Raw genomic sequence first — 22,879 nt, 5'->3', positions numbered from 1 at the left:
CAATCGACGGATATAGAAAAAAAGTCCTCGCGGGACTTCTTTAACAAGATACTAGGTTTTAAGTTTTTATTACACAAGAGAAAGCAATAATCGATCCAAATCTGCCTGTCTCGTAATCCGGTTAATCTCTGTCCGAATCCGGGAGGCATCCCGAATACCCCGAATGTACCACGCCAAGTGCTTTCTCATTTGTTTGATGCCCTGAACCTCTCCTTTTAATTCCACCACCCTGGCTAAATGTGCCCTGGCCAAAGCCATGCGCACTTCAAGATCAGGGGCGGCAGTTTCACCACCGTCTTTGAGCATGGCAACTGTGTTTTGAACCAGCCAGGGATTGCCCAGCATGCCCCGAGCAATCATAACGCCGTCACAACCGGTAGCTTCCATCATACGCAGCCCGTCTTCTGCCGACCAAATGTCACCGTTGCCAAGCACAGGAATGGCCACGGCCTGCTTCACCCTGCGAATAATGGACCAATCAGCCTGACCGGAATAGAATTGATCCCGAGTACGGCCATGAACAGTGATCGCAGCGGCACCCATCTTTTCTGCGATTTGAGCTATTTCCAGCGCATTGACGGAACTTTCATCCCATCCTTTGCGCATTTTTACAGTTACCGGCACCTGTACCGCCTGGACCACAGCTTGAATGATTTCCCCTGCTAAAATGGGATGACGCATTAAAGCACTGCCTTCCCCATTACGCACAATCTTCGGTGCCGGGCAGCCCATATTGATATCAATCACATGGGCTCCCATTTCCGCCACGATGACGGCTGCTTCAGCCATCACATCAGGTTCTGACCCGAAGATTTGCACGCACAAAGGAGATGCTTCTCCCTGAATATCCAGCAGCTCCAGCGTGTTTCTGTTGCCATAAGTCAAGGCTTTATCACTGACCATCTCGGCAGAAACCATGCCTGCACCCATGGATTTTAATATTTCTCTGAAAGCTTTGTCCGTAATCCCCGCCATGGGTGCAGAGATGACGGGATTTGCCAGGACCAGACTGCCAATTTTCATCTATTTGATCACCACATTCCCGATCTTACTTTCCGGGGGAGAGATTTCTTAAGTAAATGAGGCGCAATCCTTCCAGGGTCAGCCAGGGATCTACCTTCTGAATCGTTTCCGATTCCGATTGGATCAATTCCGCCAAGCCCCCTGTTGCCACCACAAAAGCATCCTCGCCCAGTTCTTTTTTCATCCGGTTCACAATCCCATCCACCTGCCCGGCAAAGCCAAAAATGATCCCTGCCTGAATCCCATTGACGGTATTTTTGGTGATTACATTGTTTGGCTTAATCAATTCCACCCGGGGCAGCTTTGCTGCCCGCATAAATAAGGCTTCGGTAGAAATTCCAATCCCGGGAGCAATGGCCCCGCCAATATAGACTCCCTGCTTCGTGACGACATCAAAAGTGGTCGCCGTGCCAAAATCCACAATGACCAAAGGACCGCCGTATTTTTCATATGCGGCCACGGCATTAACAATGCGGTCTGCCCCAATTTCCTTGGGATTATCAAACTTGATGGGCATCCCCGTCCGCACCCCGGGCCCAATCACCAGCGGCGTGATTTGAAAATAGTCTTGGGACATATCTTCCAAAGCGGCCATCAGAGGAGGTACCACAGAAGATATGGCCACGGCAGTAATATCTGAAAAAGTATGTCCATGACAGTCAAAAAGGTTGCGCAGCATAATCCCATATTCATCAGCCGTTCTCAACCGGTCGGTAGAAACACGCCAATGAGAAATCAGCGTATGCTCCTGATAGATTCCGATGACAATGTTGGTATTCCCTGCATCAATCGCTAAAAGCATTCTTACGTACCCTCTTTCATACAAAATCTCAATCGTTTAAAGGCGGAGTATCAGCGGCAGTTCGTTAGCGGGCAAACATATTCAAAAGGGCCATGGTGCCAATCCCCACACCTAAAGTATATCCCAAATTTTTCGTTTTTGCCGCTACAAAAATCGTCGGCAGCGCGCTCAGAAGATTAAAATTTTGGAGTGAAAAATAAATCACCTGACCATTCCCATGGAAGATCTCCGGTACAACCAGAGCTGCCATGGTAGCCACAGGCACATAAGAAAGCCATTCCTCCACTACCTTAGGCAGCGTAATCTTATTGAGAAAAGCGGCCGGCAAAAAACGGATTAAAAAATTTGTGCCCCCTAATGCCAGAATAAGGATTATGACCCCGGAATCCATTTATTTATCACCACCCCTACCGTCGCTGATATGATTGTGGCCAGAATCACATTCACATCGGAAAAACCTCCATAAAGTATCACCAAGGAGAGAATCCCAGCAACGACACCACAAAAAATACCTTTTAAATTAGACGCGGTCATAAAAAATAAAGCAATAAACATCGCCGGTAAGGCAAAGTTCAGGCCGAAACGTTCCATATCAGGGATAAAATTGCCCACAAGGGAACCCAGGACTGTGCTGGAGACCCATACCAGATGGGAGGTGATATGAAGGGCGAGCCAAAAATCGACCCGCACCGGATGATCACGAAAATGGGCGGTCGCAACGACAAAATTCTCATCTGTTATGCCTTGGGAAATAAGAGCTGTGCACCACAAAGGCAGCTTTTTGACATAGCGGGAAAGAGTGGCACTGAATAAGAAATACCTAGAATTTACCAGGAGAACAGTAAGAATGATGACATTAAAACCGGCCCCGGCAGCCATTAAAGCAACAGCAATGAATTGGCCGGAACCGGAAAAAAGGAATAAGGACATGAGGCCTACCTGAACCGGCGAGAGACCGGTACTTTGCGCAATGACACCAAAAGCAAGCCCTAAAGGTAAATAGCCCATACCGATGGGCATCGCTTTTTTTACGCCCAACTTAACCTGATCAATCTGAACCTGCATTGCTTCCTCCAAAAAATTTTAATCTGGGGACAATTATATCATAAAAAAGGTAAATGGGGGTATTCCTTTCTATCCCTTCAAGCAGAAAAACGGACAGGAAAATTTCCCTGTCTGTTGATCATACCGTTTCGGGGAAAGCCTTAACCACCGCTTTGCGTACAGCGCATCCTAAATATGCGGCCAGCGTCACCTTAATTAATTCCAAAGCTAAGTAAGGCAGGACACCCATCACAAAGGCTTCCTTGATACTCAGGTCAAGGAGCAGCTTTAACTGGCCCATGCCCAACAGATAAATAACTGTTACTCCGCAAAGGAGAGCGATCAAACTTCGGCGGAGTGAAGGTTGTTCCGCCCCTTCTATGATTTTACCGATGATCCAGGCAGCCAGAATAAAACCGAAAATATACCCTCCCGTAGGTCCCAATAAAACCGGCAGCCCTGCTTTACCCTGGGAAAAAACAGGAAATCCTGCTGCGCCGATAAAGGTATAAAGGATCATGACTAAGGCGCCTTTTCTGCTTCCTAACACCATGGCAGTAAAAAAAACAGCAAAGGTTTGCAATGTCATGGGCACCGGAGAAAAGGGCAAGGGCAAGGATATTTGTGACAAAACAGCGATCAATGCGGTAAACATGGCAATCTGAGACATTTCATTGATTTTCATCATTATGTTTTCCTTTCATTATGTTTATTTGACTATCTGTTTAACTTTTTATATGACGATTAGCTTACAACATCTAAAGGTGGTCATCTCTAGCATCGTGCAGAATCCCGACAGACAAGATCCTGCGCTACGCTCAGGATGACAAGGGTTATTGTAAACTAAATTATTTTTTTGGTTGACAATCAAAGGATAAAATCACCCTCGGACAATAAGTTCCCAAATAACTTTTCTGACAGGAATCTATTATGTCCTAAGGGTGACATCGCCGGCCATAATCCTGTGGATTTGATGATCTTCATCCTGGACCAGGAGCAGACCATCTTCATCAATATCCAAGGCTAGGCCATAAATCGTCTCATTAATGGTGCGTACTCGAACTTCTTTTCCCAGGGTGACGGCATATTGTTTCCATTCTTCTCTTACGACAGTGAATCCCTGGGTCAGGAACCTTTGATAAATTTCTTCCCAATGATTCAAAACAGCCGCCGCCGTATGTACCCGTGACACCTGACGGCCGACTTCCATGTGCAGTGAGGTCGCCGTTTCCCTTAATTCTTCGGGAAAATCCCGCTCATTGACATTGATGCCGATCCCTACAATCAGATAGTGGATCTGATCCATATCCGCCTTGATTTCTGTAAGAATTCCCGAAACCTTTTTCCCATGGATCTGAAGGTCATTGGGCCATTTGATCCCGATTTTCAATCCGGTAATCTCCTCCAGGCCTCTGGCCACAGCTGCCCCGGTCAGCAAGGTGATCTTGGCGGCATCAGACACCGGGATGGCAGGCCGCAAAAGGAGGGACATGTTGATCCCAGTACCCATAGGGGAGTGCCATGATCGTCCTAATCTGCCCTTACCGGCGGTCTGTTCTTCTGCCAAAATGACCGTACCATCCGCAAAGCCGGTTTCCCCGGTTTGCCTGGCCAAAATATTGGTGGAATCCACCCTTTCCCGATAGATCATATTTCTTCCGACCAGATTCGTCCGGAGCTGCTTCTGAATTTCTTCCGGGTACAAACGATCCGGCACGGAGAGGAGGCGATAACCGATTCGGGTTTGGGATGCAATCTCGTAGCCTTCTTTTTTCAGGGTGTTGATCTGTTTCCATACGGCCGTACGGGATATTCCCAAACGTCGGCTGATTTCTTCACCGGATAAATATTCCTCCTGCTCCCTTAAAAACCTTAATACCTCATTTTTCATTTCATTCGTTAACCTCTTTTATTGATCTGGTTAACATTGTAGCAAAGCCGGTATTATAAATCAAGGAATTTTTTTGTTTGTTCAAGAAACTCTGTTTACGCCGGAGAAAAGCCTTGCTGCGCCCACCATTCTTCCCGGGCTGCATCATAAGCCGCTTCCAAACGGTCTAAATGATCCTGTTCCCAAACAGCCAGTTTTTCATACAATTCTTTTGCACCGGGAAGCTTGGTCTCCTTTCCTGCAGTCCGGTAATAATCCATGGATTCCTTTTCCATTAAAATGCCGATATGCAAGGCAGAAACCTCCAGAGCACCGAATTTTTTCATCTTATCAGGAGTAAAAATACCGGGGGAATCGGTCTCGGAAGGTGTAAAGTCAGTCCCTTCTGATGATTTTTGGTCCAGTATTTCCTGATATAGATTGCGCAGCCAGGATTCATGTTTCTTCTCATCTTCCGCCAGGGAGAGAAAGACCAGCTTTACATCCGGATCTTTGGTTTGTTCCGCTGCCAACTGATAAAATTGGTAGCCTTCATTTTCGTTTAATATCGCTTTTTTTAAAATTTCTCGTTCTTTTTGCTCCATAATTTTTTCTCCTTTCTTAATCAACTGATTTTCATTCCTGCTTCAGGCAGCAGGTTAAGAATGTTGATACCTTAGGGGACCACCTCCTTTTTCTCCTGTTACCTTTCCTTGTTCCAATACCTTTCGGCCGTTGACAAAAACATATTTCATGCCCATGGACAGCTGATTAGGGTTGTCCCGGGTGGCCAGTTCCTGGATCCCAGCAAGGTTAAAAACGGCCAAATCCGCTTTCATGTCCACAGCAATGATGCCCCGATCCTTAAAATTTAATCGTTTTGCCGGCATCCCGGTCATTTTATGCACAGCCTGCTCCAAAGAGAGGGCTTTTCCCCCACCGGTATAGAGAGAAAGAACCCGGGGATAATTTCCATATGCTCGGGGATGAATCGCCATCCCCTCCTTGGATAATCCTGAATCACTGCCAATCATGATCAATGGGTGCTGCATCGCCTGCAGCATGTCCTCTTCGTTCATAGATTCCGTGATATTATTATTGTCCACATCTAAGCTGGAAAATGTATAGGGGTAAACATCTCCCGTAATATCCAAGCCGATGGAGGCGGCATCTTCCATCAAGGTAAGCAGTTGGGGCATCTTGCCCCAATTCTCCTGACGGGATGCTTTCACATGGGAATACTGCACCGGTACCCCAGCTGTCAAACCAATGGCGATAGCTTCCCTTAGGGCGGGTATGACACTATCGTTTTCGTTTCTGATATGGGTGGAATAAAAACCTCCCTTTTCCCTCACCACCCGGCAAAGGGCAATCATTTCTTCCTTAGTTCCTTTAGCCTGAGGATAATATTCCAAGCCCACGGATAAACCAAAGGCTCCCTCCATCAGTCCTCGGGCCAGGTTTTCCTCTATTATTTTCAGTCCAGCCTCATCGATCAGGTCCTCTGGAACTGCTCCCGCCTGGTTACGCAGGTTCTTGTAGCCCACAAACAAACCTACATTAATCGGCGTAGGAGGAAGGGATAGAAAATAATTCTCGATGGAGGGAACAGAGGTGCCGCAATTGCCCCCAATCTGGGTGGTGACCCCTTGCTTCAAAACCATTTCCCCCGCCCCCCGGCCAGCCAATAACTCTCGGTATGGGTATGAAGATCAATAAAACCCGGTGTGATCACCAATCCCTGGGCGGAAATGACCTGAGCCCCTTCCCCGTAGTTAAAATCCCCCAGGGCAACAATCCGGTCTCCTTTAATCCCCACACGGCCCGGGTAACCCGTTCTTCCGCTACCGTCCACAATCAATCCGTTTTCCAGGACAAAATCGCATGGTATCAATTCTTCTGCCCCGTCCTTTTTAGCTCCTCCGGGGGAGGTGACTTCGGTCAAGGCTCCATATACATAGTCCCAATTTAAAAAGCCTAAAAGACCCAGGGACCCTAATCCCAATAAAAATTCCCTTCTTTTCAGGAGTTTCATGTCATCATCTCATTTCTTACTTCGGCGTTAAATAGATGAAATTCGACATGAAACACCTAATGTCCTGCTTAAGGATCTTCATCCCAGGGAGGATCAACTTTGCTCTCTTGCTTAATTTTCCACATTTCGCGAGAGACAAGGAGGAAAAAAATGCCGCCTCCCCAAGTAACAATGGTTTTTAAGGCGGCGGCTGCACTTCCCATGGTCATCATTATGGCCACTCCTTAGAATAGCACTACTACTAAGATTTATGTCAGGCAGCTTGACAAAAAGACCACATTTTCACCAAGGCCGACAAAAACACAAATCCACCAATGAGGGCAAAAGCCCCTCCCATGCCGGTGAAACCGCTAATCCAGCCAAAAATAAAGGAGGCGATCCCAATACTGATATCAATGGTACTTTCCTGCATGGCCACGGCGGTACCCCGGTGCTCTGTAGGGACTACCTCTACCAGCCAAGCCGCCAAAGATGCCATGCTTGCGGAATAACCGATACCGGCCAGCACAGAGCTGACCCAAAGGAGAGCCGGCATAAGGGGGACAAAGTACAGCATCCCCACCCCTATACCTAAGAGCGTAATTGCCGGCCAGACAATTGCCTGCCGCCCGATACGGTCGGAAAGATTACCTGATAAAAAAGTCCCTGCCAAGCTGACGATGCTGAAATAGGTAAAATAAAGACCCGGATTAGCAATCTTTCCATCCTGAACAATAAACAGAACCACAAAAGTCAGGAGCAGCCCATAAGATAATGAAACGAGGCTAATCCCATACAAGACTTGATGGGTGACTTTTTCCTTCAGGACAATGACGAATTTCCCCAGGAATTCGCTTTCCTCCTCGTTTTCCAGGGGAGGAGCTTTGACCAGTGAAATAAACAGCAACGACAAAAAGCCAAGAATGGTACTGATGATAAACCATGTACTATAATGATAGTTATCGATGACCAGCATTGCCAAAAAAGGACCGGATAAAAGGGCCGAGACAGTGGACATACGGAACAGACTGACATATAATCCAATGCGCTTTGCCGGCGCCAAATCTGCGATCAGGGAACCTCCGCTGGAGAAGAAGGCAGCCAGCCCCACCGCTTGATAAAGCCGTGCCAGGGTCACCTCTAAGATGGTGTCACAAAACATAAACAAAAGGGAGGAAGTGGCAAAAACAAAGGCACCAATCATCAGGGGCAGTTTCCGACCTTTGCGGTCACTAAGGGGGCCAAAATAAAAGCGCAGTAAAACCGATGCAATATAATACAAAGTGATCTGCACCCCGGTATCAAACTCAGTGCCCCCCAATTCACTTACATACAAAGGCAATACCGTCATAGAAGAATAGAAACAGGCAAAGGTACAAATTGTACCTAATAAAAACAGGACTAAATTAACGTGATTATTCACACCTCGCTGCTGCATATGTAAATTTCCTTTCCAACCATTTACCACTTATTTGATTTTTTAAAGAGGGAGACCATACCTGAGTCCTCACATGATTCCAGAGTCCGGTCCACCGGACCTACTCCCGGAATCATCAGGCCTTGATCTAATTCTGCTAAAGGCACCAGAACAAATCGCCGATGGGACATTTCGGGATGAGGAATGATCAGATCCGGTTCCTGGAGGACTTCCTCATTAAAGAGCAAAATATCAATGTCCATAGTGCGCGGTCCCCAATGGATGATTCTTTCCCGGCCTAGAAGTCTCTCAATTTCCTGAGTCTTCGCCAACAGCTCTTGGGGAGAAAAAGTGGTGCTGATTGAGACCACAGCATTTAAAAAACAATCCTGTTCCGTATATCCCACAGGATCTGTCTGATAGAGAGAAGACTTGCCGGTTACCTTAATCCCAGGTACTTCCTTCAAAAGATCCAGCGCTTGTTTTAAATAGTCTTCCCTATTCCCCAGATTACTGCCCAAACTTAGATAAGCGATATTTTCCGTCATCTCTTATTTCTCCCGTTCTATTTCGATCCGGGCGGCTAAATTGCCTCCCGGCACAGGGGCCAAAGGCTTATCCACAATGACCCTGACCTTTTGGAGGGGATACTCTTGCAGCAGCATCTCCCCAATACGCTGGGCCAGGGCTTCAATCAGATCAAAATTTTCCTCTTCCACAATTTTTTTAATGGCCAGATATGCTTCTCCATAATGCACCGTTTTCGTCAAATCATCCGAGACTCCGGCAGGCAATAAATCCAAAAACATTTCCACCCCTATAATAAAGGGTTGGCCAACCCTCTTTTCTTCCTTTAAGACCCCGTGATAGCCATAAAACTCCATCCCGGACAAGATAATTTTATCCATATTAGTTTCTCCTTACCATGGCATCGGTCATTTTCACAACCCGAACCATTTCCTTGACATCATGCACCCGGACAATGTCCACCCCTTTGGCAATTCCAATGGCGCAGGTGGCCCCGGTTCCTTCTACCCGTTCCGTCACCGGCACATCCAGCACTTTCCCGATCATCCCTTTACGGGAGGTGCCCAAAAGAACCGGTTTGCCTAAGGACTTAAATTCCTCCAGGCGGCTCATGACCTCCAGATTCTGATCCAGATCCTTGCCAAAACCAATGCCGGGATCGATAATGATTTTGTCCGGCTGCACCCCGGCATTTTCGGCAATCTCAATACTTTTGCGCAGGAAAAGAAGCACCTCACCCATGAGATTTTCGTAGGCAGTGCCGTCTTGATTGTGCATCAAAATCACCGGGCAATCATACTCTGCCGCCAGCTGTGCCATTTTCGGCCCACCCTGTTGATCCCCTTGAAATTGAAAACCCCAAATATCATTGAGCATCCCCGCACCCGCAGCCAAGGCCTGCTCTGCCACCTCTGCCTTATAGGTATCAATGGAAATAGGCACCTTGATTTTTTTTACCAGGGCTTCAATCACCGGGACAATGCGCTCAATCTCTTCCTGGGTATCAATCATTTGATAACCGGGATGAGTGGATTCCCCGCCCACATCAATAATATCCGCGCCCTCTGCCACCATCTGAGAGGCGTGTTCCAGGGCCAAATCCATCTGATTGAACCGACCCCCGTCAGAAAAAGAATTAGGGGTGATATTTAAAATCCCCATGACTAAGGTCCGTTCTCCAAAGGTCAAAGGACCATTTTTGCAACCCATCTCCCAGGATCCTTCCCGAGTCAGATGCTCCAGGAGGGTTGCTATTTCCTGACCCAATTGGGACAGTTTAAAGACCTGGCCTTTCAGCTTAAGGGCTACCCCCTTGAATTGTTTCACCGTACCCATCATCATCACCGAGGATCTCCCTGTTTTATGGGTCAGGGCATCCCGATGAATAGCACACTCCCCGCCCTTGGATAGCATTTCCTGTTTTAAAATGTTGGCCGCAGGATCGGAAAGATTCTCCGCAACAATTGTGTAAAATAAGGACTTGGGCGTCATGACGCCGCTTCCTCCTTGACTTGAGCCCACCTCGGCAAAAAATTTTTTCGCGGTGGCATAATTATGCACGCCCACAATCCTGGTGTTAAAATCCATATCATTTCACCCCTTATAAGAAAAAATTGTGCTGCTGCCAACAGGCTAATAGAGCAGCTTATCTCTTGTTTCCATGCGGTTAAATTTATAACACTTATCCTGAGCCGGACAGTGATGGCAATTACGGGACAGCTTGTCCGCCCGATATAAGAAGCTGCCCAGTCCCGAGGCCTGACTATCCCGATGAGCGGCAATCGCTTTCAGCGCCAGGTCAATTTCCCGGTCATTAAATCCGGCATCCTGCAGGATGGGTCTGGCCAATACCGCCCCTTCCGAGGCATGGTCCAAACTTCGGTCCAGATATTGTTTCCAGCGACCGATATCATGGAGGAGAGCTATGGCATAAACCAGTTCTTTAGTCTCTTGCCCGGACAGTTCCTTCAAGTCCGGCAAGCTCCCTGCCCTATCCCCTTCCAAACACAAAATATAAAAGATCCGGGCCACATCGAGAGCATGCTCCAACTGATGGCAGCAAAACTCCCGCCCGGTTTCCTGCTGCTTATTCAGGAACATATAGGCGTCAAAATCCGGGTGTGACAACACTCTCTGCACCCGCTCCATAAGATAGCCCCCTCTACTCCCCTTGATCAGGCTTTTACGCTGATTCCCGCAATCAATCATTTCATCATTAAAATTATATGGTACTTTGCCCCGGATTTCAAGAGAAAAGGAAAGCCGATACCCTAATCAAGGTACCGGCTGATCTGATTCGATGCTTCTTAAATTTTTTCCAATAAGCGGGCGATCATGGCACATGATTCTGCCCTGGTAGCATTTTGTGCCGGACGGAAGGTATTATCCACACTGTAGCCGCCCACTAAACCGTCCTGAACTGCACTGACGACAAAGCCTCTGGCCCAAGGAGCAATAGATTTGTCATCTGTGAAAGCAGTAGCCAAGCTGGCATTGGTAGTACCGGCATCTATTTTGCCCATCGCCCGTACCAAAATGGCAGCCATTTCCTGACGGGTGATATTATCATTCGGCCGGAAGGTGCCTGCGGCATCACCAGTCACCAAGCCTGCCTTAGCTGCGGCTTCAATAAAGCCATAACTCCATAGGGTGCCGGGGACATCACTGAATTTAGGCTGGGCAGGTTTTTCTTCGGCCAAGCCGACAGCAATGGCCAGCATCTTGGTGAATTCCGCCCGGGTAACATTCTTCGCCGGTTGGAAAGTGCCATCGACATAACCGCCCACAATACCACTCTTGGCTAAGAGAGCAATGTTTCCGTAAGCCCAATGATTTTGCGGAACATCAGAGAAAGAGGTAGGGCCGGGAGGATTGGTTCCCGGTGTGGTGCCAGGGTTCGTTCCGGGATTATTACCGGTGCTGCCGCTGCCGGCGGAGGTCACCGTTACTTTTACAGTATCTTCACCGTCTTCATAATTATCTTTTGCCGCCGTAATAGTGATGGTAGCTGTGCCTTGGGCAACTGCGGTAATGATGCCGGAAGAATTAACCGTTGCTACCTTTGTATCGCTGGATTTATAGGATTTCGTTGTACCGGTAGGATCTGTGGTTACGCTTAATTGCTGGGTCTTGCCCGCGTCCAATTTAACGGATTCTGGGGTTACGGTGATCTCAATGGGATTTTCACTGACGCGTACCCGTATCGTCGCTTTTCCGTCAAGCATACCCGAACTGGAAGCAGTGACAGTTATTACAGCCGTACCTTCTCCTTTAGCGGTGACAACACCGCTGGAATTCACAGTGGCAACACCGGTTTTATCGCTCTGATAACTAAGGGCAGCATTGTCGGGTGTGGTTGTAACGCGGATCTGTCTTGTATTCCCAACCTTCACGGTAAAATTATCATTAGCAGCCTCAACGGATACTTGACCCGACACATCGGGAAGCTTCGAAGTATCAACGGTCAGCTTGATCTCCGGAATATCCAGGCCGCTAATTTTACCTTCCTGCCATTTTACCTCAGGGTCAGCTGTAGCATCTGCTTCTACGCCATTAATTTCAATGGTAAAAGCAACGGGAATATTGATCGTATCAACATCTCCAGTCACTAAGAATTTACTGAACTTACCATCTTTTAAATCAATACTGCCTCTCAAAGTATCCTTGGTATAAGCATTAATTGTACCGGCGGAGACGGCTTTACCATCTTGGTCAACCACGGTCCCTTTGTAAATAGACGGGATTGGAGGCATGTCCTCTGCCAGAGCCGTCATGGGAAAGATTAAAGCAAGTATTAAAGTTAAAACAATCAGGGTTTTTCGCTTCATTGAATCTTACCACCTTTCAAGTTTGTGGCAATACCTTCGAGATGAAGATGCTACCTTCTTATCACTAATTGTACTTTACAGCACCATTAAATTCATCCTCATTCAGATGGAGATAAATATGATCTTCAAAGTTCATTCTATTATATTCTCCATCCAATGATGGATTTTTTTCCTCCTATCGGAGGAGATGATACTTCCTCAAGGCTTAGATCATGAAAGATCTCAGCGCTCCATGATAATGTTAATGATGCGCACCACATCAAATATATTCAAGGATCCATTTCCATCCATATCACTAGATTCACGCTGCACCGCGCTAGGTACAGATTTCTCCATGACAAAATTGATCGTCAATTGGACATCAAAAATGTTAACTACTCCATCCTGATTAACGTCTCCCGGTAATAAAGGAGGGAGAGAGCTTACGTCCACGGTAAGATTCACGTCATCCATATCCAAACCGCTAATTTTTCCTTCCCGCCATTTGACCGGGGAAGCGGGCACGGCATCTAATTCCACATTCCGCACCGTCACCGTAAATTTTACGATTTTTAACATGGAATTTATATCTCCGGAAACTATAAGATCTTCATATCTACCTCCGGTAAACCCTACGCTACCGCGCAGGATATCATTGGTATAAGCTTTCACAGTTCCAGAGGCAACAGGGTTTCCATTTTGATCCTTGACCGTCCCCTTATAGATGGAAGGTATCGCCGGAAAATCATCTGCCAGCGCGGTTAACGGAAAAACAAAGGTTAGGAGCAGCAGAACCAGCACCAGGATTTTACGGTACATATAAATTGGCCACCTTTCAAAAATATGTATTTTCTGACTGAAGGAAAGGGAATGCGCTTCATGGTGACTTTCTATGGAATAAAGACACTCCCCCGATTGAATCCAGGAAGAGTGTCTTTTGGTTCATGTATTCCCCATCTGCTTAAGAGATATTACTGGTTACGATACCGGTTCAGCATCGTAGCAGCTTCTGCTCTGGTTGCCGTATTCTTCGCCTTGAAAGTAGGCGGATTTCCGGGATAGCCATTGATCAAGCCTTGCTCAACAGCAATCACCACATGACCTTTAGCCCATGCTGCAATTTGAGCATCATCACTAAAGGAAGTCATTTCTTGTGCTTTGGCTGCGGCTTCATTTTGCATACCCATCGCTCGCACTAAGATAATAGCGATTTCCTGACGGGAAATTTGATCATTAGGACGGAACTTACCTTTGCCGTCGCCCATGACCAGCCCTGCCTGAGTTGCAGTTTCCACATATTGGTAGTACCAATTGCTTCTGGCTGCATCCTGATATGTGGGCTGAGCAGGATTAACCAAAGTTGTTCCTTTAACGCCTACAATAATCTTGGCAAACTCAGCACGGGTAATACTTCTTTCCGGGCCGAAGGTGCCATCGGGATAACCATTGATGATCCCTGCTTCACAGAGTTCAATGATATCCTTGTAAGCCCAGTGGTTTGCGGTCAGATCAGTGAAGGAGCAATCCGGCTTGGATGGAGTTTCTTCTTTATCATCATCCTTATCCTTGTAGCTGCCGCCGCCTCCACCGCCGCCGCCGCCACCGCTGGAAGCGACTGTGAACTTACCATTATTCAATTTGTCTGCAATTAAGGGTTCTCCTTCATCGTCAGAGAAAACAACATCGTTTAAATTAAGGTTACAGGAATTTCCGGTTCGTGCTCCGGAAACAACGGTAAAGTTGATCTTGGCCACGGTGCCTTCCCCAGCCGCAATAGCAGTTACCGGTATTTTCACCAGTAGGACATTCACAGCGCCGGCTGCAGGTTCGGCCTCGACTTCAAAGCCCGCAGTTAAAGCTCCCTTATCGATACTCTTGAAGCTAAGCAATGCGGGATCATAAGACAAGGCAAACTGAATGCCGGCCACATTTCCTTCGCTGAGTAAGGTAATAGGCACAGAAACATTTGATCCGGCTCTCCCGGTAACTGTTCCAGCCGTCAAAACCAGCTTATCGGAAGCAGCTGTTCCTGTCACGGTAAATAATCCGTTCGTGGAACCATTATCCGGCAATGCTTCCCCCTCTACATCTGCGAAGATGATGTCGCTGAGAGCCAAGGGGCTTGTTGCCCCAGGCTGAGCTGAATTTAGGACATTAAATTCCAGAACTGCCACGGAGCCGCTGCCTACCGGGATTGCAGCCACCGGTATATCAACGATCAGGATATTAACCTTCCCATCCTGAACCGGTTCTGCATCCACTGTAAACCCGGAAGTCAGCGCACCATCACTAATCCCCTGATAAGAAAGGATTTCAGGATCATAGTTTAGGGTAAATTGCATCCCGGCAACAAGTCCCACGGTGTTCAGCATCACAGGAACTTCAACCGTCGTACCCGGATCCCCGGTCACGTTAGGAATAGACAGAGCCTGACTGTCGATGACAGTTACGGGGACGGTAGAAGTGACTGCAATATGATTTTCTTTATTCGCAGTCACAGTAATCGTTGTGTTACCGGCTGCCACCGGAGTCACCAAACCGGTTGCGGATACTGTCGCAACATCATCATCATCGGACTCGTAAGTGAAAGCTGCACCAGCCGCCACAGGTGACAACTGTTCGCCGGAAGCACCAACTACAAGATTAAGGGCAGCAGGCAGTCCGGTGATTATCATATCCCCGGCAATAGTGAAAATGCCGTCGTTAATGGCATCCGGCGTTAATGTTTCCGCCGATGGATCGGAGATCAAAACATCAGTCAGATCTAAATTACTTTCCTGAGCCGGAGCGGCAGCCGCGTTAACCTTAAATTTCAAGTTAATAACGGTAAAGCTTCCCGCCGGAATGCTTTCACCCAGCGAATGATAAACGATTACCCTGATATCATTATTCCCTAACTTACTTCCAGCTACAGAAAACCCAGCGGGTAAGTTACCAGCCGTAAAATCCAACACCAACTTATCTTGACTGTTCTTAACCTCAATGGGTGTCAGTAATGATGTATCATACTTTAAATCAAACTGCATCCCAGCAGCCTCACCATCACTGGTAAAGACAACAGGGACAGAAATCGTTGCACCCGGATCGGCCGTCTTGTTTCCGACACTTATGGTCAATCCGTTCTCTCCACTTGCCCCTAAGGCGCTTAACGAGATCGCCCCGAAGCTTAACAATAACACCAGAGAGAAGGTCAGCAGGCGCATTAAGCTCTTATGATTGTTTTTCCAATTCTTCATGTAGCTCCTCCCTCCTGATCGCTCATCATGAATTGTCTAATATACACACTCCCCTCGGCTCGTCCAAGGGGAGCGTTTTAACCATGTTTGATAAAGGTAAACTAATACTAAGCTTCCATCACCAGATTGATGATTTTTACTACGTCTAAAATATTTACCTTGCCATCATTATTCAAATCTGCCGCTTCAATTTGTAATGCCGTAGGAACAGTTCGCCCGATGGCAATATTGATCGCAGTCTGAATATCAAGAGTGTTCACTTCACCATCTAAATTCACATCACCGGAAATTATAGGAGCTACAGTAACTGCCACTGTTTCTTGCACATCATCATAGCCTTCCTTGGAGGCTGTTACGGTGATGGTCGCTCCACCAACTGCTACCGCAGTAAGCTTGCCATTAGCCACCGTCACAACTCCTGCATTTGAAGTCTCGTAAGTAAGAACAGCATCAGTCGGAACAACAGCAACCGTCAAATCAAAACTTTGACCGGTTTCACCCAGATAAAGGGTTACTTCAGCCGGTGTTACTGTTAGCTGTAATTCACCAGGTTCGGCTTCAGTAACGGTAACATTCACAGTTACTGTTTTTGGTAAATAACCGGTGAGGGAAGCTGTAACTTTAATCGTGGTGCTTCCTGGAGCTACGGCAGTGATTACGCCGCCAGCTACTGTAGCAACCGTTGGATCTACGGATTCATATGCGATAGAAGCACCTTCCGTAGCATTAACAGAGAGCGTGCTTGTGGCATCCTCTTCCAGGGTTACATCCAAGGGGCTGACTGTGAGAGCTACTTGTTCCATGGCTTCCGTTGTTACATAAACGGTAACCTGAGCCGTGGCATCATTATAATTCGCTCTTGTCGCAGTTACGGTAATGGTAGCATTCCCCACTGCAACAGGAGCCACTAAACCATTTGTAACAGTAGCTACACCGGCATTAGTGGATGCATAACTAAAAGCGGCACCCGGGGCTGCGGGATTCAACTGTTGGCTAGATCCGTCCACTAAAAGATTAAGGGATGCGGGGAGTCCAGTAATAGTCAAATCACCTTTCTGAACCGTTACATTAACGGTAGCAGCTGCATCTGTGTAATCATCTGCACTGGCATTAACGGTGATCGTAGTTGTACCGGGGGCAACAGCTTGCACAAGGCCGCTGGTATTAACGGTAGCAATGCCATCATTAGCAGATTCAAAGGTCACGGCAGCATCTTCAGGATCAGTAACGACCGCCAGTGTAGCAGATTCCGCAGCACCAAACTTCAGGGTTAAGTCACTGATAGGATCGATCGTCACAACCGGATCTTCGGCATCGGCTTCACCGGTAGTGAAGGTAATCATTCTACTGCTAATATTCTCATAAGCGAATCCATAGTTGTTTGCTCTTACTAAGTTTTCAGGAATATTCAATTGATATTGGGTGTCTTCCTTTAAAGAAGCATTAAGTGCCATGCTCATTTGGGTCCCGCTGGCAGTAAGCGTGAATGGAACATCCACCCCTGATACTTTTTCCTTAAGAGTCAGATCATCATTAAATTGTCTTTCCATTTCAGGTACTAATGTAATGTTCTCATCCCAATCCACAGTGATGGCAGATAAACCAGGATCAACATTGATTGCTCCATTCATTGGATTGGATGATACAAATTCAACATATCCTGGTACGCCAAAAGCCGTACCGGCAAAGCATAAACACAGGATCATCACTAAAGTTATGACTAAAGCATATTTTTTTCTCGTTTTTTTAGGCTGCAAGTTCATCATCTCCCTCCTTACAGCAAATTTTGTTTTTTATTTTCCATTGTATGGTGCATCTGATATACATCAGGAAAGGGGAAGGGTTAAGGTTAACCCTTCCCCCATTACCTTAATACATCGAAGCTGTTCATTTAAATAAATGGGTTATTTATGCTAAACTGAGTTAAATCCAGTTAAGCATATTTTTAAAGTACTAATTAAGAGGTGCTGGCCAATACGGAGGTTGAGCAATGGGCTTATAGTTGCCGCCGATCCACTCAATCATATCCAAACCAACATTAGTGGTATTAATATTTGGCCCAAGGATACCGGAGCTGAAGACCCAGTATACGTCGCCGTTATACACCGTAGCCCAAGGATCAACAGAAGTGTTCGGTGTTGCATTGCCGCCTAAGGCAAGGCTGGTAAATTGATCATTGACGTTGGCTAATTTTTCACCAGGATTCCAAACCATGATCGAATCTTTATTTTTGATCAAGGCACCTAAAGCTTGTGCTGCCGTATCAGACTGCATGGTCATCGGATCATCTGATGCTTTGGTATCATCTACGCCTACACCAACGCTGTTCCAGTAGAAAGGAGCCAAGTTAGCTGCATCTGCAGGAAGCGGCGGATAAGTCATTGTGTAAGGCATGGACAAAGTGGGCGTAGTTGCCCGGGCAAATACATATTCAATTTGGAAAGGAACTTTTCTCATATTCCAATCGCCTTTTTCCCGTTGAGGGGTTCTGACATAATAACCGGCCAATGGCTGAACTTCTTCATCAGGCATTACTACACGCCATGCACCATTTTCATAACCCAAGACAAACAATTCAAGTTCATCATACATGAAAGGTCCGCCATCAAGCATTTCTTCGGCTAACGGCCAAAGCAACTCATAAACCTTTCCGTATTGCGGAGTTTCTTCACAGCGGGCAGCTAAAAGCTTCGGTGTGGAGAAGGTCTGCCAGGAATCAGGAGCCAATTCTCTTGTTAATTCAACAGGGGTAACAAAGTTCAAAGGAATATCTACGCCTTTGTTATTGGTGAAGAAATCTGCCGATGCGGTACCAACGCTGTCAACGGTTACTTCAACCTCAAAATCACCTCTTAAATCTTCGCAGGGATAAAGCATGAAGTACCATTTATCGGTGCAATAAGGGAAGATCGCTTCATAGTCACCTTCGCATTCGGATGCAGCAACACCAAAAGCAGCAACAAACTCATCATAATTCATAGGAGGAATGTAATCCGGACCTGTATAGCCATTTACTAATTGATCGGCTACGAGCACAGGTTTGCCGTTGATGGTGAAGCTGACATTATAGTTGGCACCGGCAGTTCTGTCTAAAGCGACAGCGGCAACGATGGGCCAGCCAGCTCTAACGTTACCTTGATCATCGGTAGCCAAGGGGTGGAGATCCATCATTACTTCTCCTGGAGCAAAAGAAGTCACTGTTTTACTTTGGGTAATTTCACGATTACCAATCTTAATAGTAGCGGTAATGGTGATTTCACCTTCAACCAAAGGAACCATTTGAACATTTACACAAGAATCATCCGGATTAATGACCATGGAGTTGATTTGGCCATAATTCCGATCCCAATGTGTACATTGACCATTAATGATGCTATCATATTCGCAACCACAATCAACTATTTCAGGACATACTTCATAGAAATGACCGGCTACGATGGGATCCTGCCCTGGTCGTTCCTGAGTTGCTGTGAAATAAATCGTGGTAGGTGCAGTTACGGTTGCATCCCAGTCACAATCATCGAAGAGACAAAATTGAACATCGTTACATTTGTTGTACCGCAGTTCATCTTCTACCCCATCAGCGCTTTCAACATAAATTTCCATGTTGGTGGCAAATGTCTTTTCAATGGTTAAAGGAACGGTTGCTGAGGCATCTTCGCAGGGACCGTCTGCTTCTACCTTTACTGTGTATTCACCCGGTTCCCATTCTCCTCTAATGTTAAAGCTAAAGTTTCCGTTGGCATCAGTTACAGCGCCACTTGGCGGTGTTACGTCTGTACCGTTTAAATAAGCAGATAACGGCCAGTTGAGAACTGGTTCATCAGCACAGTTGAGAAGTCTGCCTGTTACAGTATAGCAACGTACGCAATCGCCAGGAGGTGTTTCAGCTGGGGTTATCGCCAAATGAACAAGACCTTCTGCGGCAGGAGCAGATTTAATCTCAAAATAATCCTTGAGCACGAGATCTTCACAAGTTCCATCAATAATCATCTCAATGCAATATTCATCAGCTTCACAGGGATTGATAACTCTGAGATCTTGATTTTCATCCCCTACAACAACCTCAGTGATGTATTTGTACTTGCTGTCAATCTGCAGATCTTCAACCTTCAGAGTAATCGTGCTTTGAGCTGCAAATCCAGGACCTCCCGGAACGGTAGGCTGAGCAGTATACCAAGCACCTTGGGCACCGGCAGTGCCGTAGGGTTTATCTTGAGCCCATACCTTAACCGGCAGAGAATAATCCCCATCTAATTCTACTGAATAAGATTCTTCATCACATTCAAAGTTCAGAATGATATCAAAGCCCTTGTCATTATTTAAACAATCAGTCGTAAAATATTCAATGCCGGTGGCATCCAGGACATATGAGGCTTCACAGCCGGTATAACCAAAGTCATCATATGCACCGTTATTATCACTGATTGTAACATCTAAATATCCGGCTGCTGCCAAAGCAGATCCGCCAAAGGCCAGGCATAAGATCGCTACAATCGTCAAAACTAGCGCTAATTTTGATTTTTGCATACTCTATTCCTCCTTAAAATTTAAAATAGAAATACAGTTTTGTTCTGACCCTGCTGATGGTATCAACAGTATCATCTTGCCTTGTCCCAACCACCTCCTTAGTCTAAGTTATCGTGTCCTCTCCGCAACCCCTCCCTTCGCCTTGCTTTTTATTGCTTTCCAACTTTTTTTATAGCAAGGGTTTTCACCCAGGCCGTCAAACTGAATCCAATGATGATCCTATGATTTGAAAAAACAAATTATGTATATTTTTTCTCCCGCTCCACGAGCAGGAATTAATTCCCTCAGGTCTTACATTCTACTTTTTCTCCGCCGCTGTTTTCCATAGGTGCTTTAATGGCTCGATCCGCAGTTTTGGTACCCTGCCAAGCGATATCAAAACCGTACATCATGTTCTTAACCGGCAGTCCCTGAACACCCAGAACCCCGGCCAGCAGGCCGGATTGATTACCGGTGTAGCAATAGAGGACGATTTCATTCTTGCCGCCCAGAGCTACATGTTCCTTTAAGAGCTTTTTCAATTGGTTGATGTTTTCCTGATCCCCCATCTCGGGTGCGGCTGCTATCCAGGTGGCACTGGGGATATGGGTAGCAAGATATTCCGCCTCACCACGCACGTCCACCACCAGAGGATCATTCTTAACGGAGTCGCCGCCGTTATGTCCCGACCTATAATCAGCAATATCATTGTCTGCATCGTCATCGAGCAGATTTTTCAGATCCCGCGCCGAAATCATATTGTTGCTGATGCCCTTATCACCTTGAGCAAAATTTTCTCCCTTTAAATAGGAACTTCCGCCATCACCTTGGCTTCCCTTGCCCTCCCCGGTTACAACGACAGCATTATTCTTTTGATCCCACTGAACCTTTGCACCCAATCCCTCGGAAATGACCCGGATGGGCACCAGGGTACGCCCCTGAGTAAGGAGAGGTGATACATCACTGGGGATAACGGAACCGTTCATAATAATCCTGATTGTACTGTCAGCAATGGAAGGATATGCCACGGTTGAAAATAACACGGCTCCTGCGACGATGACTCCTGCTAAAAAAACTTTTGTCTTTTTCATAAATCACGTCCCCTGTCTGCTTTATTAGCTCTTGATAATCATAATCCTGATCATCAATCCTGGAAGAAAAAAGGCCAGCACGGACACTACAACTTCCTATAACAAATATATCATGATTCCTAAATTATTACGTCCGCCGTCAGGTGGAGCGACGGATGATTTTCCATAATTTTGCGGTGATCTAAGTTTCATGCCTGACCGTTGTTGGCAAAGACCTCCAGATCTTTTGGTGCCCCTAAAAAGAAAAAACGCCCTGAATAACAGACCAGTTCAATCGCTTTTTGAAGAAACCCCGGCATTAAAGGACCCTGGATATAACCATCACACAGTTGGGAAAACTTGTTGATTTTCTGGATATTCAGGTTGTTGCAGCTATAAAGAATAATTTTGGTCCAGCTGCAATTTATTCTCAACTGATGCAGAATCTCCTCGTATTCTTGCACATCAGCGCCATTCAGTTCAAAAAGGATAAAATCAGGCTGTATTTCAAAAGCTTCTTGTAAGATATCGGAGCTGTCCCGGCCAACGATCTCAAAGTTTTTGATGCCGTTGAGGATTAAGGCAATTCCTTTTCGGGTTACTTTTTCTTTAGAGGAAACCATTCCCCGAACTTTTTGCATTATGCTTTCCCCTCCCATTCGACCGGATCCGATTAATCTGAAAAATTTGAATGACTAAAGAAAGGAGAACGTATCATTAAGATATGTCCTCCTTAAGGTTAAGATATTTGGTAGATCTTTGCAATCAGCCTAAAGTATGATATTTTTACCGACAATTTTAAAAGAATGATTTTAGGAGGGCAGCCAGACTGCCATGGAAAAGGATGAGAGCGGAAATCAATCCTGCCTGATAAGAGTAAACAACGGCTTGTGCTCTGTTATTCTGCTTTAATTTGCGCAGAATATTGCTCACATGGGTTTTCACAGTTGCTTCGCCAATAAATAATGTTTCGGAAATTTGCCGGTTAGATAAGTTTTCAGCCATTAATTGCAGTACTTCATACTCTCTTTTGGTGAGAACTTCATTACCGTCCAGAACAAATTTTTTTATATTCCCGGCGGCGGAAGGAGCGGCACCGTTCAGAGCTACCTTGCTTTTTATCGAGCCGGGGAGGCAAAGGACACCGCACCGGCAGACCAGTTCAATGGTCTTGACCAGGCTGCCCCGCATCATGCCTCGAGGGATACAACCGTCGATGCCATGGGCAAGGAGCGCAGAAATAATATCATTTTGTTCCTCCGTCACGATGGAAAGGATCATACTGCAGGGGCAGGCTTCATTTAATTGATCCAATCGCTCAAGCTGCTGGGGAGTGATCCGATCCTCAATATCCAGCAAAACCACATCAGGTTGAATGGAGATCGCTCGGCGTAGACCTTCTTCAATAGCATAAGTTCCTACCATTTCAAAAGTATCCTCTTGAGCAAAAATAGCGGCTAGTCCCTGCCGGGAAGAGGAATTCTCACTTAAAACCATCATCCGGATCTCTTCCATATCATCATCCCCCATCAGTTGTAGTTCGGATATGCTTTTCCCTCC

The 22,879-nt window shown here is 46.4% G+C and carries 23 protein-coding genes; all 23 read right to left on the bottom strand.

Annotated features, from left to right (window positions below):
• Positions 1 to 69: 69 nt before the first annotated feature.
• Complete coding sequence (gene dusB / locus CEQ75_RS05395) at positions 70 to 1,023, bottom strand: tRNA dihydrouridine synthase DusB (protein WP_089609429.1); 954 nt, start codon at positions 1,021 to 1,023, stop codon at positions 70 to 72.
• A gap of 25 nt (positions 1,024 to 1,048) precedes the next feature.
• Positions 1,049 to 1,825, bottom strand: coding sequence for a type III pantothenate kinase (locus CEQ75_RS05390; RefSeq protein ID WP_089609428.1), 777 nt, complete (start codon positions 1,823 to 1,825; stop codon positions 1,049 to 1,051).
• Positions 1,826 to 1,889: 64 nt separating this feature from the next.
• A complete protein-coding gene (locus tag CEQ75_RS05385; RefSeq protein WP_089609427.1) occupies positions 1,890 to 2,216 on the bottom strand; it encodes an AzlD domain-containing protein in 327 nt (108 codons plus the stop codon).
• Entirely contained in the window at positions 2,198 to 2,890 is a 693-nt protein-coding gene (locus CEQ75_RS05380; protein WP_089609426.1) for an AzlC family ABC transporter permease, read from the bottom strand. Before CEQ75_RS05380 ends, CEQ75_RS05385 begins: the two co-directional genes overlap by 19 nt.
• Before the next feature lie 118 nt (positions 2,891 to 3,008).
• Positions 3,009 to 3,557 carry a biotin transporter BioY gene (locus tag CEQ75_RS05375; RefSeq protein WP_089609425.1) on the bottom strand — a complete coding sequence of 183 codons (549 nt, stop codon included), beginning with the start codon at positions 3,555 to 3,557 and terminating at the stop codon, positions 3,009 to 3,011.
• 240 nt (positions 3,558 to 3,797) lie between these two features.
• Entirely contained in the window at positions 3,798 to 4,760 is a 963-nt protein-coding gene (locus tag CEQ75_RS05370) for a biotin--[acetyl-CoA-carboxylase] ligase (protein WP_089609424.1), read from the bottom strand.
• Between the two features lie 95 nt (positions 4,761 to 4,855).
• Complete coding sequence (locus CEQ75_RS05365; protein WP_089609423.1) at positions 4,856 to 5,344, bottom strand: ferritin family protein; 489 nt, start codon at positions 5,342 to 5,344, stop codon at positions 4,856 to 4,858.
• 54 nt (positions 5,345 to 5,398) lie between these two features.
• Positions 5,399 to 6,403, bottom strand: coding sequence for an N-acyl-D-amino-acid deacylase family protein (locus CEQ75_RS05360; RefSeq protein ID WP_089609422.1), 1,005 nt, complete (start codon positions 6,401 to 6,403; stop codon positions 5,399 to 5,401).
• The gene (locus CEQ75_RS05355; RefSeq protein ID WP_089609421.1) at positions 6,394 to 6,774 is read right to left on the bottom strand and encodes a hypothetical protein; all 381 of its coding nucleotides are present in this window, start codon (positions 6,772 to 6,774) and stop codon (positions 6,394 to 6,396) included. The genes CEQ75_RS05360 and CEQ75_RS05355 overlap by 10 nt, the downstream gene beginning before the upstream one ends.
• Before the next feature lie 68 nt (positions 6,775 to 6,842).
• The gene (locus CEQ75_RS18270; protein WP_157677343.1) at positions 6,843 to 6,986 is read right to left on the bottom strand and encodes a hypothetical protein; all 144 of its coding nucleotides are present in this window, start codon (positions 6,984 to 6,986) and stop codon (positions 6,843 to 6,845) included.
• Between the two features lie 41 nt (positions 6,987 to 7,027).
• On the bottom strand, positions 7,028 to 8,191 hold the full coding sequence (locus CEQ75_RS05350) for an MFS transporter (RefSeq protein ID WP_089609420.1): 1,164 nt from the start codon (positions 8,189 to 8,191) through the stop codon (positions 7,028 to 7,030).
• Between the two features lie 23 nt (positions 8,192 to 8,214).
• Positions 8,215 to 8,718, bottom strand: a complete 504-nt coding sequence (gene folK, locus CEQ75_RS05345) for a 2-amino-4-hydroxy-6-hydroxymethyldihydropteridine diphosphokinase (RefSeq protein WP_089609419.1) — start codon at positions 8,716 to 8,718, stop codon at positions 8,215 to 8,217.
• A gap of 3 nt (positions 8,719 to 8,721) precedes the next feature.
• Entirely contained in the window at positions 8,722 to 9,078 is a 357-nt protein-coding gene (folB, locus tag CEQ75_RS05340; protein WP_089609418.1) for a dihydroneopterin aldolase, read from the bottom strand.
• Between the two features lies 1 nt (position 9,079).
• Positions 9,080 to 10,285, bottom strand: coding sequence for a dihydropteroate synthase (gene folP / locus CEQ75_RS05335; RefSeq protein ID WP_089609417.1), 1,206 nt, complete (start codon positions 10,283 to 10,285; stop codon positions 9,080 to 9,082).
• Positions 10,286 to 10,330: 45 nt separating this feature from the next.
• Positions 10,331 to 10,846: an HD domain-containing protein gene (locus CEQ75_RS05330; RefSeq protein WP_089609416.1), complete on the bottom strand. Its 516-nt coding sequence runs from the start codon at positions 10,844 to 10,846 to the stop codon at positions 10,331 to 10,333.
• 158 nt (positions 10,847 to 11,004) lie between these two features.
• Entirely contained in the window at positions 11,005 to 12,525 is a 1,521-nt protein-coding gene (locus CEQ75_RS05325; protein ID WP_089609415.1) for an S-layer homology domain-containing protein, read from the bottom strand.
• Between the two features lie 222 nt (positions 12,526 to 12,747).
• Complete coding sequence (locus CEQ75_RS05320; RefSeq protein WP_089609414.1) at positions 12,748 to 13,323, bottom strand: dockerin type I repeat-containing protein; 576 nt, start codon at positions 13,321 to 13,323, stop codon at positions 12,748 to 12,750.
• Between the two features lie 152 nt (positions 13,324 to 13,475).
• Positions 13,476 to 15,740 carry a cohesin domain-containing protein gene (locus tag CEQ75_RS05315; protein ID WP_089609413.1) on the bottom strand — a complete coding sequence of 755 codons (2,265 nt, stop codon included), beginning with the start codon at positions 15,738 to 15,740 and terminating at the stop codon, positions 13,476 to 13,478.
• A gap of 107 nt (positions 15,741 to 15,847) precedes the next feature.
• Positions 15,848 to 17,506, bottom strand: coding sequence for an Ig-like domain-containing protein (locus tag CEQ75_RS05310; protein WP_089609412.1), 1,659 nt, complete (start codon positions 17,504 to 17,506; stop codon positions 15,848 to 15,850).
• Positions 17,507 to 17,693: 187 nt separating this feature from the next.
• Positions 17,694 to 20,270 (bottom strand): carboxypeptidase-like regulatory domain-containing protein, encoded by a 2,577-nt coding sequence (locus CEQ75_RS05305; protein ID WP_089609411.1) that lies wholly within the window; start codon positions 20,268 to 20,270, stop codon positions 17,694 to 17,696.
• A 284-nt stretch (positions 20,271 to 20,554) separates the two neighbouring features.
• On the bottom strand, positions 20,555 to 21,340 hold the full coding sequence (locus tag CEQ75_RS05300; RefSeq protein ID WP_089609410.1) for a stalk domain-containing protein: 786 nt from the start codon (positions 21,338 to 21,340) through the stop codon (positions 20,555 to 20,557).
• Positions 21,341 to 21,528: 188 nt separating this feature from the next.
• Positions 21,529 to 21,960 carry a transcriptional regulator gene (locus CEQ75_RS05295; RefSeq protein WP_089609409.1) on the bottom strand — a complete coding sequence of 144 codons (432 nt, stop codon included), beginning with the start codon at positions 21,958 to 21,960 and terminating at the stop codon, positions 21,529 to 21,531.
• A gap of 157 nt (positions 21,961 to 22,117) precedes the next feature.
• Positions 22,118 to 22,834, bottom strand: coding sequence for a response regulator transcription factor (locus CEQ75_RS05290; protein WP_157677342.1), 717 nt, complete (start codon positions 22,832 to 22,834; stop codon positions 22,118 to 22,120).
• Positions 22,835 to 22,879 lie beyond the last annotated feature (45 nt).

The organism is Dehalobacterium formicoaceticum (assembly GCF_002224645.1).
Taxonomy (GTDB): Bacteria; Bacillota; Dehalobacteriia; order Dehalobacteriales; family Dehalobacteriaceae; genus Dehalobacterium; species Dehalobacterium formicoaceticum.
The sequence above is the reverse complement of the archived record's forward strand: the minus strand, read 5'-3'. Positions and strand labels throughout refer to the sequence as shown.

What these genes read in the sequence shown, in the direction of transcription:
- dusB (WP_089609429.1), bottom strand. Translation starts at nt 1,023, where the DNA reads ATGAAAATTGGCAGTCTGGTCCTGGCAAATCCCGTCATCTCTGCACCC.
- CEQ75_RS05390 (WP_089609428.1), bottom strand. Translation starts at nt 1,825, where the DNA reads ATGCTTTTAGCGATTGATGCAGGGAATACCAACATTGTCATCGGAATC.
- CEQ75_RS05385 (WP_089609427.1), bottom strand. Translation starts at nt 2,216, where the DNA reads ATGGATTCCGGGGTCATAATCCTTATTCTGGCATTAGGGGGCACAAAT.
- CEQ75_RS05380 (WP_089609426.1), bottom strand. Translation starts at nt 2,890, where the DNA reads ATGCAGGTTCAGATTGATCAGGTTAAGTTGGGCGTAAAAAAAGCGATG.
- CEQ75_RS05375 (WP_089609425.1), bottom strand. Translation starts at nt 3,557, where the DNA reads ATGATGAAAATCAATGAAATGTCTCAGATTGCCATGTTTACCGCATTG.
- CEQ75_RS05370 (WP_089609424.1), bottom strand. Translation starts at nt 4,760, where the DNA reads ATGAAAAATGAGGTATTAAGGTTTTTAAGGGAGCAGGAGGAATATTTA.
- CEQ75_RS05365 (WP_089609423.1), bottom strand. Translation starts at nt 5,344, where the DNA reads ATGGAGCAAAAAGAACGAGAAATTTTAAAAAAAGCGATATTAAACGAA.
- CEQ75_RS05360 (WP_089609422.1), bottom strand. Translation starts at nt 6,403, where the DNA reads ATGGTTTTGAAGCAAGGGGTCACCACCCAGATTGGGGGCAATTGCGGC.
- CEQ75_RS05355 (WP_089609421.1), bottom strand. Translation starts at nt 6,774, where the DNA reads ATGAAACTCCTGAAAAGAAGGGAATTTTTATTGGGATTAGGGTCCCTG.
- CEQ75_RS18270 (WP_157677343.1), bottom strand. Translation starts at nt 6,986, where the DNA reads ATGATGACCATGGGAAGTGCAGCCGCCGCCTTAAAAACCATTGTTACT.
- CEQ75_RS05350 (WP_089609420.1), bottom strand. Translation starts at nt 8,191, where the DNA reads ATGCAGCAGCGAGGTGTGAATAATCACGTTAATTTAGTCCTGTTTTTA.
- folK (WP_089609419.1), bottom strand. Translation starts at nt 8,718, where the DNA reads ATGACGGAAAATATCGCTTATCTAAGTTTGGGCAGTAATCTGGGGAAT.
- folB (WP_089609418.1), bottom strand. Translation starts at nt 9,078, where the DNA reads ATGGATAAAATTATCTTGTCCGGGATGGAGTTTTATGGCTATCACGGG.
- folP (WP_089609417.1), bottom strand. Translation starts at nt 10,285, where the DNA reads ATGGATTTTAACACCAGGATTGTGGGCGTGCATAATTATGCCACCGCG.
- CEQ75_RS05330 (WP_089609416.1), bottom strand. Translation starts at nt 10,846, where the DNA reads ATGGAGCGGGTGCAGAGAGTGTTGTCACACCCGGATTTTGACGCCTAT.
- CEQ75_RS05325 (WP_089609415.1), bottom strand. Translation starts at nt 12,525, where the DNA reads ATGAAGCGAAAAACCCTGATTGTTTTAACTTTAATACTTGCTTTAATC.
- CEQ75_RS05320 (WP_089609414.1), bottom strand. Translation starts at nt 13,323, where the DNA reads ATGTACCGTAAAATCCTGGTGCTGGTTCTGCTGCTCCTAACCTTTGTT.
- CEQ75_RS05315 (WP_089609413.1), bottom strand. Translation starts at nt 15,740, where the DNA reads ATGAAGAATTGGAAAAACAATCATAAGAGCTTAATGCGCCTGCTGACC.
- CEQ75_RS05310 (WP_089609412.1), bottom strand. Translation starts at nt 17,506, where the DNA reads ATGATGAACTTGCAGCCTAAAAAAACGAGAAAAAAATATGCTTTAGTC.
- CEQ75_RS05305 (WP_089609411.1), bottom strand. Translation starts at nt 20,270, where the DNA reads ATGCAAAAATCAAAATTAGCGCTAGTTTTGACGATTGTAGCGATCTTA.
- CEQ75_RS05300 (WP_089609410.1), bottom strand. Translation starts at nt 21,340, where the DNA reads ATGAAAAAGACAAAAGTTTTTTTAGCAGGAGTCATCGTCGCAGGAGCC.
- CEQ75_RS05295 (WP_089609409.1), bottom strand. Translation starts at nt 21,960, where the DNA reads ATGCAAAAAGTTCGGGGAATGGTTTCCTCTAAAGAAAAAGTAACCCGA.
- CEQ75_RS05290 (WP_157677342.1), bottom strand. Translation starts at nt 22,834, where the DNA reads ATGGAAGAGATCCGGATGATGGTTTTAAGTGAGAATTCCTCTTCCCGG.